The 17397-nt window shown below is 64.3% G+C and carries 20 protein-coding genes and 1 riboswitch; of the genes, 12 read left to right on the top strand and 8 right to left on the bottom strand.

Annotated elements, in window-relative coordinates; genetic code table 11:
* Nucleotides 1-99 precede the first annotated feature (99 nt).
* Nucleotides 100-816, top strand: coding sequence for a septum formation family protein (locus tag AC3WJU_RS15455; protein ID WP_306962038.1), 717 nt, complete (start codon nucleotides 100-102; stop codon nucleotides 814-816).
* Here AC3WJU_RS15455 and clpB read toward each other — a convergent pair whose 3' ends face one another.
* On the bottom strand, nucleotides 817-3486 hold the full coding sequence (clpB, locus tag AC3WJU_RS15450; RefSeq protein WP_492260292.1) for an ATP-dependent chaperone ClpB: 2670 nt from the start codon (nucleotides 3484-3486) through the stop codon (nucleotides 817-819).
* A gap of 227 nt (nucleotides 3487-3713) precedes the next feature.
* Here clpB and AC3WJU_RS15445 point away from each other — a divergent pair, with 227 nt between their 5' ends.
* The 9 genes from AC3WJU_RS15445 to AC3WJU_RS15405 all read left to right on the top strand — a co-directional run bounded on the left by AC3WJU_RS15445 (nucleotide 3714) and on the right by AC3WJU_RS15405 (nucleotide 10437).
* Entirely contained in the window at nucleotides 3714-4052 is a 339-nt protein-coding gene (locus tag AC3WJU_RS15445) for a YciI family protein (protein ID WP_492260291.1), read from the top strand.
* Nucleotides 4053-4158: 106 nt separating this feature from the next.
* Entirely contained in the window at nucleotides 4159-4626 is a 468-nt protein-coding gene (locus AC3WJU_RS15440; protein WP_059389922.1) for an SRPBCC family protein, read from the top strand.
* 16 nt (nucleotides 4627-4642) lie between these two features.
* On the top strand, nucleotides 4643-5512 hold the full coding sequence (locus tag AC3WJU_RS15435) for a DUF4031 domain-containing protein (protein WP_284991902.1): 870 nt from the start codon (nucleotides 4643-4645) through the stop codon (nucleotides 5510-5512).
* A complete protein-coding gene (locus AC3WJU_RS15430) occupies nucleotides 5509-6288 on the top strand; it encodes a 2-phosphosulfolactate phosphatase (RefSeq protein WP_492260290.1) in 780 nt (259 codons plus the stop codon). The genes AC3WJU_RS15435 and AC3WJU_RS15430 overlap by 4 nt, the downstream gene beginning before the upstream one ends.
* 100 nt (nucleotides 6289-6388) lie before the next feature.
* Nucleotides 6389-6718: a PadR family transcriptional regulator gene (locus AC3WJU_RS15425; RefSeq protein WP_059389920.1), complete on the top strand. Its 330-nt coding sequence runs from the start codon at nucleotides 6389-6391 to the stop codon at nucleotides 6716-6718.
* Between the two features lie 2 nt (nucleotides 6719-6720).
* Nucleotides 6721-7101, top strand: coding sequence for a DUF1048 domain-containing protein (locus tag AC3WJU_RS15420; RefSeq protein ID WP_059389919.1), 381 nt, complete (start codon nucleotides 6721-6723; stop codon nucleotides 7099-7101).
* Nucleotides 7102-7145: 44 nt separating this feature from the next.
* Nucleotides 7146-7898, top strand: coding sequence for an ABC transporter ATP-binding protein (locus tag AC3WJU_RS15415; protein ID WP_492260303.1), 753 nt, complete (start codon nucleotides 7146-7148; stop codon nucleotides 7896-7898).
* A complete protein-coding gene (locus tag AC3WJU_RS15410; RefSeq protein ID WP_284991899.1) occupies nucleotides 7895-8656 on the top strand; it encodes an ABC transporter permease in 762 nt (253 codons plus the stop codon). The genes AC3WJU_RS15415 and AC3WJU_RS15410 overlap by 4 nt, the downstream gene beginning before the upstream one ends.
* A gap of 41 nt (nucleotides 8657-8697) precedes the next feature.
* Nucleotides 8698-10437: a sialidase family protein gene (locus AC3WJU_RS15405; RefSeq protein WP_492260289.1), complete on the top strand. Its 1740-nt coding sequence runs from the start codon at nucleotides 8698-8700 to the stop codon at nucleotides 10435-10437.
* Nucleotides 10438-10446: 9 nt separating this feature from the next.
* Here the strand turns inward: AC3WJU_RS15405 and poxB are convergent, their stop codons facing one another.
* The 7 genes from poxB to AC3WJU_RS15370 form a co-directional block, all read right to left on the bottom strand.
* Nucleotides 10447-12183, bottom strand: a complete 1737-nt coding sequence (gene poxB, locus AC3WJU_RS15400) for a ubiquinone-dependent pyruvate dehydrogenase (protein WP_492260288.1) — start codon at nucleotides 12181-12183, stop codon at nucleotides 10447-10449.
* Between the two features lie 109 nt (nucleotides 12184-12292).
* Complete coding sequence (locus tag AC3WJU_RS15395) at nucleotides 12293-12694, bottom strand: YccF domain-containing protein (protein WP_059389916.1); 402 nt, start codon at nucleotides 12692-12694, stop codon at nucleotides 12293-12295.
* Between the two features lie 64 nt (nucleotides 12695-12758).
* Nucleotides 12759-13835: an ATP-dependent DNA ligase gene (locus AC3WJU_RS15390; protein WP_284991896.1), complete on the bottom strand. Its 1077-nt coding sequence runs from the start codon at nucleotides 13833-13835 to the stop codon at nucleotides 12759-12761.
* Nucleotides 13836-13900: 65 nt separating this feature from the next.
* The gene (locus AC3WJU_RS15385) at nucleotides 13901-14377 is read right to left on the bottom strand and encodes a hypothetical protein (RefSeq protein ID WP_284991895.1); all 477 of its coding nucleotides are present in this window, start codon (nucleotides 14375-14377) and stop codon (nucleotides 13901-13903) included.
* A 138-nt stretch (nucleotides 14378-14515) separates the two neighbouring features.
* On the bottom strand, nucleotides 14516-14977 hold the full coding sequence (locus tag AC3WJU_RS15380; protein ID WP_059389913.1) for an SRPBCC family protein: 462 nt from the start codon (nucleotides 14975-14977) through the stop codon (nucleotides 14516-14518).
* On the bottom strand, nucleotides 14974-15324 hold the full coding sequence (locus tag AC3WJU_RS15375; RefSeq protein WP_059389912.1) for an ArsR/SmtB family transcription factor: 351 nt from the start codon (nucleotides 15322-15324) through the stop codon (nucleotides 14974-14976). The genes AC3WJU_RS15380 and AC3WJU_RS15375 overlap by 4 nt, the downstream gene beginning before the upstream one ends.
* A gap of 225 nt (nucleotides 15325-15549) precedes the next feature.
* Nucleotides 15550-16146: a phosphoribosylanthranilate isomerase gene (locus AC3WJU_RS15370; protein WP_492260287.1), complete on the bottom strand. Its 597-nt coding sequence runs from the start codon at nucleotides 16144-16146 to the stop codon at nucleotides 15550-15552.
* A gap of 133 nt (nucleotides 16147-16279) precedes the next feature.
* On the opposite strand from AC3WJU_RS15370, the gene AC3WJU_RS15365 reads away from it, so the two are divergent.
* Both AC3WJU_RS15365 and AC3WJU_RS15360 read left to right on the top strand, forming a co-directional pair.
* Complete coding sequence (locus tag AC3WJU_RS15365) at nucleotides 16280-16930, top strand: HutD/Ves family protein (RefSeq protein ID WP_307055442.1); 651 nt, start codon at nucleotides 16280-16282, stop codon at nucleotides 16928-16930.
* A 76-nt stretch (nucleotides 16931-17006) separates the two neighbouring features.
* Nucleotides 17007-17072: riboswitch (guanidine-III (ykkC-III) riboswitch) on the top strand.
* A 9-nt stretch (nucleotides 17073-17081) separates the two neighbouring features.
* Nucleotides 17082-17396 (top strand): DMT family transporter, encoded by a 315-nt coding sequence (locus AC3WJU_RS15360; RefSeq protein ID WP_492260286.1) that lies wholly within the window; start codon nucleotides 17082-17084, stop codon nucleotides 17394-17396.
* Nucleotide 17397 lies beyond the last annotated feature (1 nt).

Raw genomic sequence — 17397 nt, 5'->3', positions numbered from 1 at the left:
CTTGCTTCGCGAAAGCGCCGTCACAGTTCCACCTGGCAGTATCTCCATTCATTGGCATGAAAAACTTGGGTAGAGTCGCCCTAATATGGGGCGGCAGGCATGAAAGGCGCGAACTCAGACATGGGCCAGGACAACATGATCCAGGGCAACAACGGTACGGGCGACAATGAGTCGCCGGTAGACCCTGGTTCCGGGACCTGGTATTCCGGGACTTCGGGCACGTACCCCGATGCAGGCATGCCTGGCGAAACCGGGCCCGAGGGCCCTGCTCCCTCCGAGAAAGGCTCGTCCCTGCGGACTGCCCTGGACGCCATAACGCGGTATCGGCTCATCATTGGCGGCATCGTGCTGGCCGTGCTGATCCTGATCGGCGTAGTGATCTGGGTCCTCGTCGGGGCACTGGCCAACCGCCCGGCGGCCGCGCCCATCCCCGCGCCGGCCACGTCCACCAGCCGCGGTCCCCTCCCGGCGGATGTGGAGGCAAAGGATTACCAATTGGGAGATTGCTTCGCCGATTTCGACTCCAACGCCATCAAGTCCAAGGTGGTGGACTGCACCACCGACCATTCGGCCCAGCTGGGCGCCATCTTCCGGTACAAGGCTGACGACACCTTCCCCGGCGCCACTGCCTTGCGTGACAAAGGCCGCGAAATCTGCCGTGACCTGGTGCTCAACGAGGCATCCACGAAGTACGCGCTCCTGCAGCAGAACGTGTACCCGAGTGCCACGAGCTGGGACAACGGCGACCGCCGCGTGGACTGCTTCATCGTGGTGAACTCGGGAAACACGCTCAAGGAATCCGTGCTGCAGAAGTAGCTATTCCTTCCGCCTCACCGTCAGGCCGCTACCCGCCGGAGCACCGCCGTCGGGACCCGTCAAAGCCTCGAGACCCTCGATGGTGAGTTCGTCGACGTCGGCCGCGGTGTCCACCAGTACCGTGTCGCCGTCCGCGATCTGTCCGGCAAGGATTTCCCTGGCCAGGCGGTCACCGATCTCGCGTTGAACCAGCCTTCGCAGCGGACGGGCGCCGTAGGCGGGATCGTAACCGGACATCGCGAGCCAGGCACGGGCGCCGTCGCTGACCTCAAGGGTGAGCCGGCGGTCGTGCAGCCGCTTGGTCAGCTCGTCCACGTGCAATTCGACGATCCTGGCGAGCTCGTCGACGCTGAGCGGATCGAACAGCACAATCTCGTCGAGCCGGTTGAGGAATTCCGGCTTGAAGGAGGCGTTGACCACGGCCATGACCGCATTCCGCTTCGCCGTGGAGTCCAGCGTTGGATCTACAAGGAACTGGCTACCCGAGTTGGAGGTCAACACCAGGATGGTGTTCCGGAAGTCCACGGTGCGGCCCTGCCCGTCGGTGAGGCGGCCGTCGTCGAGCACTTGAAGGAGGATGTCGAACACTTCCGGGTGGGCCTTCTCCACCTCGTCGAGCAAGATCACGGAGTACGGGCGACGGCGGACCGCTTCGGTGAGCTGGCCGCCTTCCTCGTAGCCCACGTACCCGGGAGGGGCACCGACCAGCCGGGCCACGGAGTGCTTCTCGCCGTATTCGGACATGTCGATCCGCACCATGGCGCGTTCGTCGTCGAACAGGAAGTCGGCGAGTGCCTTGGCGAGCTCGGTCTTACCGACGCCGGTGGGGCCCAGGAACAGGAACGAACCCGTGGGGCGGTTGGGGTCGCTGATGCCCGCGCGGGCGCGGCGGACGGCGTCGGAGACGGCGGCCACGGCCTTGGACTGACCGATCAGCCGCTTTCCGATCTCCTCTTCCATGTGCAGCAGCTTCTGGGATTCCCCCTGGAGCATGCGGCCGGCGGGGATGCCCGTCCAGGCCGAAATAACCTCCGCGATATCGTCCGCCGTGACTTCGTCCGCGACCATCAGGGCGGGCTTCGCTTCACCGCGCGCTTCCCGGGCGGATTCTTCCTCGGCTGCTGCGCTGAGCTCGCGCTCCAACGCGGGCAGTTCGCCGTAGAGAATGCGCGAGGCAGCTTCAAGGTCGCCCTCGCGCTGGAACTTTTCGGCGGCGGACCGCAATTCGTCGATCTTTGCCTTGAGGTCGCCCACGCGGTTGAGCCCGGCCTTCTCGGCTTCCCAGCGGGCGTTCAGCGCACCCAAGGCTTCCTTCTTGTCCGCTTTGTCCGCGCGGAGCGCGGCGAGGCGTTCGATGGAGGCCGCATCCGTCTCGCGCTCGAGTGCCAATTCCTCCATGGTGAGACGGTCCACGGCACGGCGGAGCTGGTCGATTTCCTCGGGAGCCGAGTCGATTTCCATGCGTAGCCGGGACGCCGCCTCATCCACGAGGTCGATGGCCTTGTCCGGCAATTGACGGCCCGAGATGTAGCGGTTGGAGAGCGTGGCGGCGGCTACCAGGGCGGAGTCCGCGATGGCTACCTTGTGGTGGGCCTCGTAGCGTTCCTTGAGGCCGCGGAGGATGCCGATGGTGTCCTCCACGCTTGGTTCGCCCACGTAGACCTGCTGGAAGCGGCGTTCCAAGGCAGGGTCCTTCTCGACGTTCTCGCGGTACTCGTCCAGGGTGGTGGCGCCGATGAGCCGCAGCTCGCCGCGGGCCAGCATGGGCTTGAGCATGTTCCCTGCGTCCATGGCGCTTTCACCGGTGGCACCGGCGCCCACCACAGTGTGGATTTCGTCGATGAACGTAACGATCTGCCCGTTGGAGTTCTTGATCTCCTCCAGCACGGCCTTGAGCCGTTCCTCGAATTCGCCGCGGTACTTCGCGCCGGCAACCATGGATGCGAGGTCCAGCGCGATGAGGGTCTTGCCCCGCAGGCTTTCCGGGACGTCACCTGCCACCATGCGCTGGGCAAGGCCTTCGACGACGGCGGTCTTGCCGACGCCGGGTTCGCCGATCAGCACGGGGTTGTTCTTGGTGCGGCGGCTCAGGACCTGGACCACTCGGCGAATTTCGCTGTCCCGCCCGATCACGGGATCCAGCTTGCCGGAGCGCGCGACGGCGGTGAGGTCCGTGCCGTATTTCTCAAGCGCCTGGAAGGTGTTTTCCGGGTCTTGCGAGGTAACTTTCCGGTCACCGCGGACACCCGGCAAGGCGGCGAGGAGCGCTTCGTGGGAGGCGCCGGCGTCGCGCAATAGCTTCCCCACGGCGTCGCTACCGGCAGAGAGCCCCAAGAGGAGGTGCTCAGTGGACACGAAGGAATCGCCGAGTTTCTCGGCCTCGTTCTGGGCGGCCTGGATGGCCTGCATCGAAGGGCGGGAAAGCTGCGCTTGCTGCACTGAACTGCCCGACGACGACGGCAGGGCCTTGATGGCCGAACTCGCCTGGACGCTCACGGCATCCGGGTCCGCTCCAGTGGCGCGCAAAAGCGCCACCGCGACGCCCTCGCGTTGATCCATGAGGGCTTTGAGCAAGTGGGCTGGCTCCAGCTGCGGATTTCCGGCGGTGGAGGCGTTCATGGCCGCCGCGGAAAGAGCCTCCTGGCTCTTGGTGGTGAATTTGACGTCCATGGAAGAGCTCCTCTCGGGAAAGATGACTATTTCTCAAAGTTGAGTCTACTATGCTCAACTTTGGCGAATCGTCCCTCCTGCTCCATGTTTGCCGACGGCGAAACTGCTGTCCATAGCCTTCCCCGCTTACGGTGAAAAGTCCCTCGCTGTTTGCGTTCCCTGGCCCTAGGATCAGGTGTGACCGGGTGGAACACCCCCCCGGGCGCGCATGAGAAAAAGGACACGCAATGAAGAAGTTCGTAGTTCTCTACAATGCACCACAATCGGCGGAATCGATGATGGCTGACAGCTCCCCTGAGGCAGCAGCCGAAGGCATGAAGCTGTGGATGGACTGGGCCGCGAAGGCTGGCGCTGGGCTTGCCGATCTTGGCACACCCCTCGGTGGCGGCAAAGTGGTTGGGAACTCTGGAGTATCCGATGCAGAGACCGGCGTGGGCGGTTACAGCGTCCTCCAAGCCGAAGACATGGACGGAGCGCTGAAGCTCCTCGAAGGCCACCCGCATTTCCTCATGGCCCCCGAAGTCTCGATCACCGTCTACGAAGCGCTCGACGTCCCGGGCATGTAAGGCAGCACCCGCCGTCGAAATCGTGGGTCCGGGCCGCGCGCTGCGTGCCGGAACGCAGCACTCGGCCCGCGCCCACGATCCCGGCAAAGCGCCGTACGATATGCACATGGCACCCTTCACAGTCACTCGCAATGCGCTGATCCCCGCCGCACCCGCCGACGTCTTCCCCTTCGTCAACAACTTCCACGAGTGGACCAAGTGGTCTCCGTGGGAAGCCGTGGACCCCAAGCTGAACCGGAGTTATTCCGGCAACGAATCCGGCGTCGGAGCAAAGTATGCCTGGAGCGGCAACAACAAGGCCGGCACCGGAACCATGGAAATCGTCGGCTCGGAGGAGCCCGGCAAGATCGACATCCGCCTCGAGTTCACCAAGCCGATGAAGGCAGTCAATCCTACGGGGTTCACGTTCGTGCCCGAAGGGGACGGCACCCGCGTCACCTGGACCATGACCGGCGAGAACAAAGGCCTCGGCAAGATCTTCGCTCTGTTCATGAACATGGAGAAGATGGTGGGCGGCGACTTCGAAAAGGGTTTGACCGCTCTCTCTGCGGTAGCCACCCGGAAAAACTCCTAGTCACCTGGCGCTGGCCATGGCCGTCTTCGTTGATCCGCCGCTGTGGCCCGCGCACGGGACCGTGTTTTCCCACCTCGTCTCGGACACCTCGCTCGAGGAACTGCATGCTTTCGCCGGGGCCGCGGGGATTCCCGGGCGTGCCTTCGATGGCGACCACTACGACGTCCCGGAACGCCGCTACCAGGACCTCCTGTCCGCGGGCGCCATCCCCGTGGAGGCCCGGATTTTGGTGCGGAAACTGATCGCGAGCGGCTTGCGGATCCCGGCCCGACAACGCAGCAAGGCGCTCACCGTACCCTTGCTGGAGCGCTGGAATTCGGCTCTTCCAGGACATGAGGAGCTGGGTTTTGAGCTCCTCGAACGCTGGGGCGAGGACCATCGGAAATACCACAGCCGCACGCATTTGCTGGCGGTCCTGGAAGCCTTGGATCTCCTCACCGAACCCGGGCCGCCCGCGCGCTCAGTGACGTTGGCCGCATGGTTCCATGACGCCGTCTACGAGGGAATCGCAGGGCAGGACGAAGAGCAATCGGCCCGGCTGGCCGAGGACCGCCTGGCTCTTGCGGGACTCCCGGAACCGACGATCCACGAAGTTGCCCGGCTGGTCAGGCTGACCTCAACCCACAGCCCCGAACCGGGAGACCGACTCGGCGCCCTCTTGTGCGACGCCGATCTCTCCATCCTCGGCGCGGAACCAACGGCTTACGCCCGCTACCTTGCTGCTGTCCGCGAGGACTACGCCCACGTCAGCGATGCCGACTTCGCTGCCGGCCGGGCCGCCGTCGTCCGCCATCTGCTCGCCTTGGATCCACTCTTCCACAGCGAACGCGCGCGGAGCCTGTGGCTGGATGCCGCCCGCCGCAACCTGGAGGCCGAACTGTCATGACCATGGCGGGAACGGTGCACCGGCAGCTTCCGTTCACCGTGAGGTTTGAATGGGGGCTCGACGGCGCCCGTGCGGTTGCGTCCGGAGCGGACCTCGCCGTCGTGGTTGACGTCATCACCTTCACCACATGCGTCAGCGTCGCCGTCGACCGCGGTGCCATCGTATTCCCGTACCTGTGGAAGGACTCCGGGGCCGAGGACTTCGCCGCCCACCACGACGCCCAGCTGGCTGGTCCGCGGGGTGGAGGCGGACTGAGCCTCTCGCCGTCGAGCCTGCGGGACGCGCGGTCGTTGAGCCGCGTCGTGCTGCCATCGCCCAACGGCTCTTCGATCGCTTATGAGCTCGCCCAGGAATTCCCGCTCATCGCGGCCGTGTCACTGCGGAACGCAGCCGCCACCGCCGAGTGGGTGGCCGCCGAACTCCCTCCGGATTTAGTGGTGGCGGTGATCGCGGCCGGTGAACTGTGGCCAGGCGGCTCCCTCCGGCCCGCCCTGGAGGATCAGATCGGGGCCGGCGCCTTCATTGCCGGACTCGCTGCCGCCGGGCGGGGCGGCTTCACGCCGGAAGACGGCAGGGAAGGTTTCTCGCCGGAGGCTGATGCGGCGATGGCTGTTTTCAACGCCGTCGAGCCGCGGCTCCATCACGCGTTGCAGGATTGCTCCAGCGGCCGGGAGTTGATCGGCGCAGGGCACGCGGACGACGTCGAGATTGCCGCCGAACTTGACGCCGGGACCGCCGTGGCCCTCTTGAGGGACGGCGCGTTCCAGCAGCCCTGAGTGCACTTCGGTGCGGTTTCCGAAGGGGCTTGCGCTTCCACTACTTAGCGGTACTATGTACCAGTAGCTAGTAACACTGAGTAGTGGAAGGAGGTGTCCGATGGGCAGGCAAATGACGGAGATGCTCAAAGGGACCCTCGAGGGCATCGTTCTCGCCCTCCTGACCGGGAATCCCGCGTACGGGTACGAAATCACGACGCTGCTCCGAGGCCAGGGCTTCACCGAGATCGCCGAGGGCACCGTGTATGCGCTGCTCGTCAGGATCGAGCAAAAAGGCCTTGTCGACGTCGAGAAACGGCCGTCCGAGAAGGGCCCGCCGCGCAAGGTCTATTCGCTCAACGAGCAGGGCGAAAAGGAACTGGACGAATTCTGGAATACGTGGAGTTTCCTGTCCGAGCGACTGGAACAGCTCCGAAAGGGAGGAAAGTGAACATGGCCGCAGGGTGGATCGAGCAGCTTACGGGATCGCTCGAACAGAAGAAGCAATACCGGCAAAACAAGGCACGCGTGGAGCAGCTTCCCGCGGACTATCGCGCGGCGGCGACCGCGCTGGAACGGTACCTGATGTACTTCGGTGCCATCACCAAGGGCGATGTGCTGCTGCGGATGCTCGGGGACCTCACCGATCTCTTCGAACAGAGCGCCGCAGACGGGACGCCGATCCGCGACATCGTTGGTGACGACCCCGTGGAGTTCGCCGAAACGTTCATGCGCAACTACACGGTCGGTCAGTGGATCAACAAGGAGCGCGAACGCCTGGTCAAGGCGATCGACGCCGCTGCCGGAGACGATGGGAAGGAGCGGGAATCGTGAGCAATGCATCCACCACCCGCGAATCCGCGATCCGCGTGCAGGGCATGGAAAAGTCCTACAAAGAGCTGCACGTGCTGCGCGGTGTGGACTTCGACGTGGCACCGGGCAGCATCTTCGCCCTTCTCGGCTCCAACGGAGCAGGAAAGACCACGATGGTGAAAATCCTGTCGACGCTGCTCAGTCCGGACGCCGGCACTGCTACCGTCAACGGATTCGACGTCGTGGCCCACCCGCTGCGGGTCCGGGAATCCATCAGCCTCACCGGACAATTCGCAGCGGTCGATGAAATCCTCTCGGGCAGGGAAAACCTGGTGCTGGTTGCCAAGTTGCGGCACCTGAAGGACCCCGGGCAAGCGGCGGACGATCTCCTGGCGCGCTTCAACTTGTCCGAGGCAGCGTCCCGAAAGGTGTCCGCGTATTCCGGAGGCATGCGCCGTCGCCTTGACATCGCCATGAGCCTGATCGGGCAGCCCGAGGTGATCTTCCTCGATGAGCCGACCACCGGACTCGACCCCGAAGCACGCATCGAGGTGTGGCAGGTAATCCAGGAGCTCGCGAAACGGGGCACCACCGTCCTGCTCACCACGCAATATCTCGACGAGGCAGAACAACTCGCGGACAGCATCGCCATCCTGCATCAAGGGCGCATCATCGCGAACGGGACTCTCGCCGAGCTCAAGCAACTACTCCCACCGGCGAAGGTCGAGTACGTCGAAAAACAGCCCAGCCTGGAGGACATCTTCCTCGCACTGGTGGGGAACGAGGGCAAGGTCGCGTCAAGTAAGGAGCAGTCATGAGCACACATTTCTTCGGAGACACGGCCGTCTTGCTGGGCCGCTCCATGCGTCACATCTTCCGCAGCGCGGACACCATCATCACCACCGCGATCACGCCGATCGCCCTCATGCTGCTTTTCGTCTACGTGTTCGGCGGCGCCATCAGGACAGGCACGGAGAACTACGTCAATTACCTGCTGCCGGGAATCATGCTGATCGCGATCGCCTCGGGCATCGCGTACACCGCTGTTCGCTTGTTCACCGACATGAAGAGCGGCATTTTCGAGCGGTTCCACTCCATGCCGATCGCACGATCATCGGTCCTGTGGGCACATGTGCTGACCTCCATGGTGGCGAACGGGCTCTCGCTCGTGATCATCATGCTGGTGGCCCTCCTGATGGGATTCCGCACCTCCGCAAGCCTGCTGGCATGGCTCGCGATCGTTGGAATCCTGGCGCTGTTCACCCTGGCACTCACCTGGCTCGCGATCATTGCAGGCCTGACAGCGAAGTCAGTGGACGGTGCCGGCGGGTTCTCCTACCCGCTCATCTTCCTGCCGTTCATCAGTTCGGCCTTCGTCCCGACGGCCACCATGCCGGGTCCCGTGCGCGCCTTCGCCGAGAACCAACCGGTCACTTCGATCGTCAACACGATCCAGGATCTGTTTGAACAACGGCCGATCGGAAACGACATATGGGTCGCCCTCGCATGGTGCCTCGGCATCCTGATTATCGCGTACTTCTTCGCCACGGCCGCCTACCGGCGCAGGATCAGCTAAGGGTCGTTCTAGCCGAAGGCGCCGTCTCGTATCATGGAGGTGTGACCTCCTACCTCCAGCGCCGTGGTGCCGCACTCCCCCAAGCCCGTCCCGACGTCGAGCACGTCCTGGCAGTGCGCGGCACGGGAGGCTACCGGCAGTACCGCATCCCTGCGCTGGCCGTCTCGACGGCGGGGACAGTGCTCGCCGCCTATGACGGCCGGCCGAACTTGGACGACCTGCCCAATCCGATCGATCTCCTGCTGCGGCGCAGCACGGACAATGGCCGCAGCTGGGAGGAACAGCGCGTGGTCCGCAGCGGCTTGGGGCTCAATGGCTACGGCGATCCGAGCCTCTTGGTGGACGCAGTGACCGGGCGGATCTTCATGTTCCATGCCGCGGGGACGCATGCCGGTTTCTTCGAAGCGGTAGGCGGCCTGGAACCCGATGACGACGTGCAGCACTGCGATGTCAGCTTTTCCGACGACGACGGCGTCACCTGGCAGCATCGGCGGCTCACCGGACAGCTCAAGCGGGGCGGTGTTCCGGGCGCTCGTGCCGGCGCACGCGACCGCGGTATCACGGGGATTTTCGCCGCAGCCGGTCAGGGAATCCAGATGCACGCCGGTCCGTTCGCCGGGCGACTGGTCCAGCAGTTCGTGGTGCTCGTCGACGGCGAAATCATGGCGGCTTCCGCATACAGCGACGACCACGGCGAGAACTGGACGCTCGGATCGCTCATCGGAAAGGGTCCGGACGGAGTCGGCCCCAACGAAAACAAAGTAGCTTGCCTCGACGACGGCCGCCTCCTCCTGCACTCGCGCGCCACGCCCCGGCGGCTGGCGGCAATCTCGCATGACGGCGGCGGGACATGGAGCCAGCTGGAACCGGTCGGGGACCTCCCCGACCCGAGCGACAACGGCTCGCTTGTCCGCTTCGACGGCCTGCCGAATGTGGCATCCCTGGCCACCCCGGCCATGAGCAGCTGGCTGCTCGCGAGCAACAACCAGGACACTTCCCTGCGCCGCAATACGGTCCTCAGCCTGTCCACGGACAACGGGGCCAGCTGGCCCGCCAAGCTGGTCCTCTGCGAGGGAAGCTCGGCTTACTCGACTGCGGCGCGGCTTCCGGACGGCAACATCGGCGTCTTGTACGAGCGGCAGGGATACCGCGAGATCGTCTTCGTTTCCGTGCCGGTGGAGCAGCTGACGGAGCAGCTTTCGGGCCCGGCGGGTGCGCCGGGTGCGCCTGGTGCGGCGGGTGCGCCGGGAACCCAGCCCGACCACCTCGAGTTTCACATGGAACTGCGCTCCATCACTCCCGGCCGGCCCCCTGTGTGGCAGAACGCCGGTGAATTCCATGTCCTCCCCTGTGACAACGATCGTGACTGGGACGTTCAGACGTGGAAGGAAATCGGCCAAGGATACTCAGCGGAGCAGGCGCAGATCCTCGGAACCCGCGAAGCCCAGGACCTCAACTACGGGCCCATCATTCCGGGCTACAAAGCCGGGGACATCCTCGCGTTCACCGGACGCGCCCGCAACCTCGGCACCCAGGCCGCATCCGGCGTCGTACTCCTGGGACCGCACGCGAACCCGGCGGACTTCCCGCCCGCTGATCTGGCATCCGGCGCTGAAGCACTGTATTTCACGCCGGTTTACACGGTCACTGAGGAGGATCTGGCGCGGGACTCGCTTGAGCTGACTTTTGCGGTGGCGCACGACGGCGGCGCGCGGGTGATCGAGCGCAGCTTCAGTTTCGATCTGCGCACCGGAGCCGTGACGGCTGGCCCCGCCCGGTAACGATTCCGGCTAGAAAATCTGGCGGATATTGGTCTTCGCGAGGTCGATGAGCTGGTCGCCGCGGCCGGACAGGACCGTCCGGATCGCGTAGAGCGTGAAGCCCTTGACCTGCTCGGCACTGATCGCCGGCGGAATGGACAGTTCCTGCCGGGCCGTGCGGACGTCGATGAGGGCCGGACCGTCGTGCGCGAAGGCTTCAGCCAGCCCCGCCTTCAACCCGGAGGAGTTGTCCACCCGGATTCCGCGGATGCCCAGCGATTCTGCCAGTTTGGCGAAGTCCGGATTCTCGAGCTCAGTGCCGAAATTGACGAATCCGGCGGCCTTCATTTCGAGCTCCACGAAGTTCAGCGAGGAGTTGTTGAAAACCACCACTTTGACCGGGAGCTTGTTCTGCACCAAGGTGATCAGCTCGCCGAGAAGCATGGTCAGGCCGCCGTCCCCCGCGAGGGCCACCACCTGGCGCCCGGGATACGCGGCCGCCGCACCGATTCCGTGCGACAGTGCATTGGCCATGGTTCCGTGGTTGAACGAGCCGAGCAGCCGGCGTCGGCCATTCATGCTCAGGTACCGGGCCGCCCACACGGTGGGGGATCCGACGTCGCACGTGAAAACCGTATCCGGGCCGGCAAACTCATCCACGAGCCTGCCCACGAACTGCGGGTGGATCGGCTGGCCGTCCTTCGCCGGCGAAGCCAGGTCATCGAGTTTGGCGCGCGACTTGGCGTAATGCTTGAGCGAGGTACTCAGGTGTGTGCGCTTTACCTTGCGCTCGATCAAGGGCAGAAGCGAGGCTGCAGTGTCCCTGACCGTGCCCACCAGGCCAAGATCGATCCGGGACCGCCGGCCGAGTTGCTCGCCCCTAATATCCACCTGGATGATCTTTGCGTTCTCCGGGTAGAACTGTTGGTACGGAAAATCGGTGCCCAGCATGAGCAAGGCTTCGCAGCTCTCCATCGCGCGATAGCCGGAACTGAAGCCCAAAAGGCCGGTCATGCCGACGTCGAACGGGTTGTCGTATTCGATGTGCTCCTTGCCGCGCATGGCGTGGACGATCGGCGCGGCAAGTGCGTCCGCCAGGGCCATGACCTCGGCGTGCGCACCCGCGGTGCCGGCACCGGCCAGGATGGTGACTTTGCCGGCCGCGTTGAGGATGTCCGCTGCCTCGGCGAGCTCCCGGGGGTTGGGCCGGATCTCCGGCCGGGCGGCCCGGATCACGGAGGTCCGGTCACTCTGCGCCTCCGCGAGGGCCACGTCACCGGGAATCACGACGACGGCGACGCCCCGCTTCTCGACGGCCGTCCGCATGGCGATTTCCAAGACCCTGGGCATCTGGGAAGGATGCGCGACGTGCTCGACATAAACGCTGCACTCCCGGAACAACTCCTGGGGATGCGTCTCCTGGAAGTACTGGCTGCCGATCTCTTCGCTGGGAATGTGGGCGGCGATGGCCAGCACCGGAACCCTGGACTTGTTGGCATCGTAGAGGCCGTTGATCAGGTGAAGGTTGCCCGGGCCGCAGGATCCGGCGCACACCGCGAGTTCATCCGTGAGGCCCGCCTCGGCGGCGGCCGCTAGCGCCGCGGCTTCCTCGTGCCGGACGTGCACCCAACGGATGCTCTCCTCTTCCCGCAGCGCGTCCGTGAAACCGTTCAGCGAATCCCCGGGGATCCCGTAGACGCGTTGGACATTGTTGGCTTTGAGGGTGGAGACGATGTTCTTGGCAACAGTGTTCCTGGCGGCGGACATGGACTGTTCCTTTCGAGGGGAGGCAGTGCAGACACCGCCTACGCTACTCCGGAACACTCCATGGCGCCCGCTGCCCGACGCCGGGGTTCGGGTGGCCGGCGTCGCCGTGCTAGCGGTAGGTGCTGACGAACGGTCGGTTGCTCGGCACGATCTGCTTGCCCAGCGGCATGAGCGATACCGGAATGAGCTTCAGGTTGGCTATGGCCAGCGGGATCCCAACGATGGTGATGGCCATGGCGAAGGCCGTGACCACGTGCCCGATCGCGATCCAAATGCCCGCGACCAGCAACCAGATGACATTGCCTAGGAGCGTAAAGACGCCCCCGCTCCCGGGCTTGTCCACCACCATGCGGCCAAACGGCCACAGCGTGTACGAGGCAATCCGGAACGACGCGATGCCCCACGGGATGGTGACGATCAACAAGCAGCAGACGATTCCGGCCATGAAATATCCCAAGGCCAGGACGAAGCCGCCGAAGACGAGCCAGATGATGTTGAGCAGCGTTTTCATATCTCCCATTGTCCCTTGCTGGATGCGGCCTGGGCCTAAGGGTTCGCCCTGAAATCCCCCTGATTTATGGTTTCCCGGTGTCCAGGACCGCTGACAAATCGAACTTCACGGGTTCCTCAAGCTGCTCATAGGTGCACGACTCCGGATCCCTGTCCGGCCGCCACCGCACGAACTGCGTTGTGTGCCTGAACCGTTCCCCTTCCATATGGTCGTAAGCCACTTCCACCACGAGTTCTGGCCGCAGGGGCGTGAACGACAGGTCCTTTCCTGCGCTCCAGCGGCTCCCTTCGGCGTTGCGGGGTGTCCGGCTGCCTTCCTCCTGCTCGGCCCATGCCCAGGGATGCCCCTCGAACCCGGTCACGAGGGGTTGGAGTTCGTCGAACAGTTCCTTGCGCCGCTGCATCGAGAAGGATCCCACCACGCCCACGTTGGAAAGCCTGCCGCCGTCGTCATAAAGCCCCAACAATAGCGAACCAATAAGATCGTCACCCGTCTTATGAACCCGGTAGCCGGCCACGACGCAGTCGGCGGTCCGCTGGTGTTTGACCTTGAACATCACGCGCTTGTCCGGTTGGTAGGTACCATCCAGCGGCTTGGCGAGCAGGCCATCCAGGCCTGCGCCCTCGAACTGGTTGAACCACTGCTCCGCAGTTCCCTTGTCCCGGGTTGCCGCAGTGAGGTGGATGGGAGCGGCGGCGTCTGCGAGCGCTTGTTCAAGCGCTGCCCGCCGTTCGGCGAAGGGCCGTCCCGTGAAGTCCTCATCGCCAAGGGCGAGCAGGTCGAAGGCCACGAATTTCGCCGGCGTCTGCTCGGACAACAGCTTGACCCTGCTGGCTGCCGGATGGATGCGTTGCTGGAGGGCTTCAAAGTCCAAGCGGTCACCGGACGTGCCGACCAGGATGATCTCGCCGTCGAGGACGCAGCGTTCAGGCAGGTTTGCCTTCAACGCCTCGATGAGCTCCGGGAAGTACCGGTTCATCGGCTTCTCGTTGCGACTACCGATTTCGACGTCGTCACCGTCACGAAAAACGATGGAGCGGAAACCATCCCATTTGGGTTCGTAGCTCATGGCGCCATCCGGGACGGCACCAACCGCCTTGGCAAGCATGGGTGCGACAGGAGGCATGACTGGCAGCTGCATGAAGCCATTCTTGCCGCGGCAACGGGACTGCGCTAGCTGTTTATTCGCTTAAGTGGATAAAACCGCTACTTGCAGTTGGCGCTCAGCCAAGTGGTAACGGGAGCCATCGCCTTTTCGAACTTGCCGTTTGAGTAGACGGTCTGGTCTTTCAAGCCGGCAATCGCAGTGTCCTTGAGGTTGGTGAAATCAGCCTTGAGCGCGTCCGGGACACGATCCGCCGTTGCGGCGAGCTCGGCCTTGTATTGCTCCAGCTCGGCGGTCTTGCCTTGCGCCGCCGACATTGGCAACAACGACGCTCCCGTAGCTTCTTTGGAGATGGTGGAGCACATTTCGGCCGCCGACGCGAAGCCCCCGAATGGCCCCGATGATGGAGTCGGGCTTGCACTTGCGGATGCCGGGTCGCCCGTGGAAGAGGACGACGGCGTGCCCGCCGCTGCGGATCCCCCTCCTGGTGTGGAGCATCCGGACAGCGCCAGTGCGGCGAAGAGGGCGACTGTCAGGTATCGGATAGGGCCGTTAAGAAGTTTGGAAGAAATTTTCAAAGGTCGCATTCTGCTTGATCGTCGGTCTCCGGAACCGTTCGGTCTCCAGAGCAATGGCATTCTGTCCCCGCCGTGGAGTGTAGCCCGGATGGGCACCGACCTTCCAAGTTGACTTCGGCCCTCTTTTGGACCGCTTCCCTATTCCCGCACCAGCAACGTGTCCAGTTTGGTGAACGAGGTGCCCCATCCCTCGCGGGTCATGTCCACCCATTCGTCGGAGTCAAAGGGGCCCTGGGTGAGATGAAGCCGGGTGCGGCCGCCATCCAGTACCTCGAACTCAAGGCGCATTTCCAGCAAGAGCGTGATTCCGGCGTCGGGCTCTGCTTTCTGGGTGGCGACCAGCAGGGCGGGCGGGTCGTATGCGGTGATGACCGCGTCGATGGGTGATTCCTTGGCGACCCCGTTCTCGTCCCAGGTCATGACGAGCTGCCAGGCTCCGCCCACACGAGGGTCGACGACGATCCGCTCGCGCGGCGAATCCACTCCGACAGGCCCGAACCATGCGGCGAGCTGCTCGGGGTCCACAAAGGCGTCGAAGACGAGCTCGCGTGGCGCATCGAAATCGCGGGTCATGGTAAGGATGTGCTGTTCGGTGTTCATGGTTTGACTCCTGGATCCTCTGAATCGTGCTGAATCTTGCGTAGGTGGGCGTCGAGGCGGGTGAAACTGGCGTCCCAGAAGCGCCTGTATTTGTCCATCCACTCGGTGGCTTCGCGCAGTGGTTCCACTTCAAGCTTGGAAGACCTCCACTGCGCACTCCGGCTCCGGCTGATCAGCCCTGCTTTTTCCAGGACTTTGAGATGCCGGGAGACGGCGGGAAGGCTGATGTCGAACGGTTCGGCAAGCTCGTTCACGGTGGCGTCACCCTCCGAAAGCCGGGCCAAAATGGCCCTTCGTGTGGGGTCGGCAAGTGCCGAGAAGATGAGACTGAGCCGATCTGTGGACATTTCTTGCGCCTTCATATTTAACACCTCGGTTAATTAGCCGATGCGTTAAATATGCGACGACGGACGGCGGCTGTCAAGGGCTTCTTGCGACGCTCGCTCACTTTTGGGGGCAAAACCGCAGACGCCCGCTCACATCATCTGAGCGAGCGTTTGGCGAAAGGGCGTTAAAGGTGAGCGAGCGTTGGGGGGAAAGGCGTTAAAGGTGAGCGAGCGCTGGGGGGGACGTCAGGCTTTGGCGGCTTGGACGAAGGCGCGCACGAGGTCGAGGTCCTTGACTCCGCGGGAGGACTCCACGCCGCTGGACACGTCGACGCCCCAGGCCTCGGCTTCGAGCGCCGCGGCTCCGACGTTGGACGGGGTCAATCCTCCGGCCAACAACCAGTGGCGCGCACCAAGGCCCAGGTTCCGGACCGAGGCATAGTCCCATGCCTCGCCCGAGCCCGGCACGGCGGCGTCGATCAAGAGAAGGTCCTCGCCCCATTCCTCGAACTCGTCCGGAGCGGCACCCATGGTGACGGCCCGCATGAGCCGCATGCCGGCGTCGTGCACGGTCTTAACGTCTTCCGGCGCGCGGCTTCCGTGGAGCTGGACCCACTCGAGGCCGGCCTCGCGTGCGGTTGCGACGGCATCGGCGGCTGTCTCGTGGCGGAAGACCCCGACGGCGGCGACACCTTCCGGTACATGGGCCAGTAGATCCCGGGCACGGCCGGGCGATACTTCGCGCGGGCTCTTCGTCAGCACGAAACCTACGGCGTCCGCGCCCGACTCGACAGCGGCCTGCACGGATTCGGGCGTGCTCAAACCACACACTTTGACGAACATGCCGCGCCTCCAACCGTTTCCCTCCCTATGACGTTAGCAAGCGCCTCGGGGATTGTTGAACCGCGCCAAGATTGCACCGATGTTACGCGAGCGTTCAGCCGGCCAACCGCGGGCCCGGGCTAGGCTGGAGCGCATGGAGATCATCCGCTTTGCCGAGCTCAAACCCGAACCGTGGCGCAACGGAGGCGGGGTGACCCGCGAACTCGCCAGTCATCCGAAAGCGGCATCGGCGCAGGACGGAGCATGGGACTGGCGGGTCAGCATCGCCGACGTCGGATCGGCCGGCGATTTTTCGACGTTCCCCGGCATGGAGCGCGTCATCACCGTGATCGACGGCGAATTGCTGCTGCTCACGGTGGACGGCGAAGAGCACCCCTTGGAAAAGTACCGGCCTTTCCGGTTTTCCGGCGAGGCGGCTTCGGCCAGCGCACTCCCGACCGGCGACATCCGGGACCTCAATGTGATCGCCAGGGCCGGCGAATTCAAGGGCTACACGTCCATCATCGAGCTCTCCAAGAAGCGCGCACACCCGGTGTTCCAAGGTCAGTTGGCAGTCCTCTTGGAGGGCAAGGCTTCTGTTAGTCCCGGCGCGGAGCCCGCGGAATCGGCTGTGTCCCCGGACGGCCCGGAGGGTGGAACCGCCGTCGCACCCGCTGAGTCCGAGTCTGTGGAACTCGCGCGCTACGACGCGGTAGTAGGTTCCGATACCCGCAGCCCGGAAATCCTGGGCCGTGGCTTCCTCGCTGTCATCTCCATCGACCGCGTGGAGCATGCGCACTCCTAGTCCCAGCGGCGACATGTCCCTTGGTGAGGCTCGCCACCAAAGCTGGCCACCAGGCGTCGGGATTTGCTAGCCTCGAAGGAAGGCCCGCAGAGGGACCTCCGGACGACGGTTCAGTACCCGGCACGCGACAAGACTGGCCAAAGGATCTGTCATGTCGTGGTTAATCCTCATTCTGTCCGGCGCTCTAGAGGCCGTCTGGGCCGCAGCTCTCCACCGCTCCAAGGGCTTCCGCAAGCCGCTGCCCTCAGCCGTCTTCCTCGTCACCGTGGTTGCGAGTACCGCGGGCCTGGCCTTCGCGATGCAATCCATCCCCACCGGAACCGCGTATGCGGTGTGGGTGGGAGTCGGCGTCGTCCTCACGGCGGCATACGCGATGATCACCAAAGTTGAGCGCCCGACGGAGGCCCGGCTGCTCCTGCTCGCCGGAATCGGTGTGTGCGTGGTCGGCTTGAAAGTGGTGGCGTAGC

Source organism: Arthrobacter sp. FW306-1B-F12A, assembly GCF_058781865.1.
The sequence above is the reverse complement of the archived record's forward strand: the minus strand, read 5'-3'. Positions and strand labels throughout refer to the sequence as shown.

Coding starts and splice junctions, on each gene's coding strand:
- AC3WJU_RS15455 (WP_306962038.1), top strand. CDS start 100: ATGAAAGGCGCGAACTCAGACATGGGCCAGGACAACATGATCCAGGGC.
- clpB (WP_492260292.1), bottom strand. CDS start 3,486: ATGGACGTCAAATTCACCACCAAGAGCCAGGAGGCTCTTTCCGCGGCG.
- AC3WJU_RS15445 (WP_492260291.1), top strand. CDS start 3,714: ATGAAGAAGTTCGTAGTTCTCTACAATGCACCACAATCGGCGGAATCG.
- AC3WJU_RS15440 (WP_059389922.1), top strand. CDS start 4,159: ATGGCACCCTTCACAGTCACTCGCAATGCGCTGATCCCCGCCGCACCC.
- AC3WJU_RS15435 (WP_284991902.1), top strand. CDS start 4,643: ATGGCCGTCTTCGTTGATCCGCCGCTGTGGCCCGCGCACGGGACCGTG.
- AC3WJU_RS15430 (WP_492260290.1), top strand. CDS start 5,509: ATGACCATGGCGGGAACGGTGCACCGGCAGCTTCCGTTCACCGTGAGG.
- AC3WJU_RS15425 (WP_059389920.1), top strand. CDS start 6,389: ATGGGCAGGCAAATGACGGAGATGCTCAAAGGGACCCTCGAGGGCATC.
- AC3WJU_RS15420 (WP_059389919.1), top strand. CDS start 6,721: ATGGCCGCAGGGTGGATCGAGCAGCTTACGGGATCGCTCGAACAGAAG.
- AC3WJU_RS15415 (WP_492260303.1), top strand. CDS start 7,146: ATGGAAAAGTCCTACAAAGAGCTGCACGTGCTGCGCGGTGTGGACTTC.
- AC3WJU_RS15410 (WP_284991899.1), top strand. CDS start 7,895: ATGAGCACACATTTCTTCGGAGACACGGCCGTCTTGCTGGGCCGCTCC.
- poxB (WP_492260288.1), bottom strand. CDS start 12,183: ATGTCCGCCGCCAGGAACACTGTTGCCAAGAACATCGTCTCCACCCTC.
- AC3WJU_RS15395 (WP_059389916.1), bottom strand. CDS start 12,694: ATGAAAACGCTGCTCAACATCATCTGGCTCGTCTTCGGCGGCTTCGTC.
- AC3WJU_RS15390 (WP_284991896.1), bottom strand. CDS start 13,835: ATGCAGCTGCCAGTCATGCCTCCTGTCGCACCCATGCTTGCCAAGGCG.
- AC3WJU_RS15380 (WP_059389913.1), bottom strand. CDS start 14,977: ATGAACACCGAACAGCACATCCTTACCATGACCCGCGATTTCGATGCG.
- AC3WJU_RS15375 (WP_059389912.1), bottom strand. CDS start 15,324: ATGTCCACAGATCGGCTCAGTCTCATCTTCTCGGCACTTGCCGACCCC.
- AC3WJU_RS15370 (WP_492260287.1), bottom strand. CDS start 16,146: ATGTTCGTCAAAGTGTGTGGTTTGAGCACGCCCGAATCCGTGCAGGCC.
- AC3WJU_RS15365 (WP_307055442.1), top strand. CDS start 16,280: ATGGAGATCATCCGCTTTGCCGAGCTCAAACCCGAACCGTGGCGCAAC.
- AC3WJU_RS15360 (WP_492260286.1), top strand. CDS start 17,082: ATGTCGTGGTTAATCCTCATTCTGTCCGGCGCTCTAGAGGCCGTCTGG.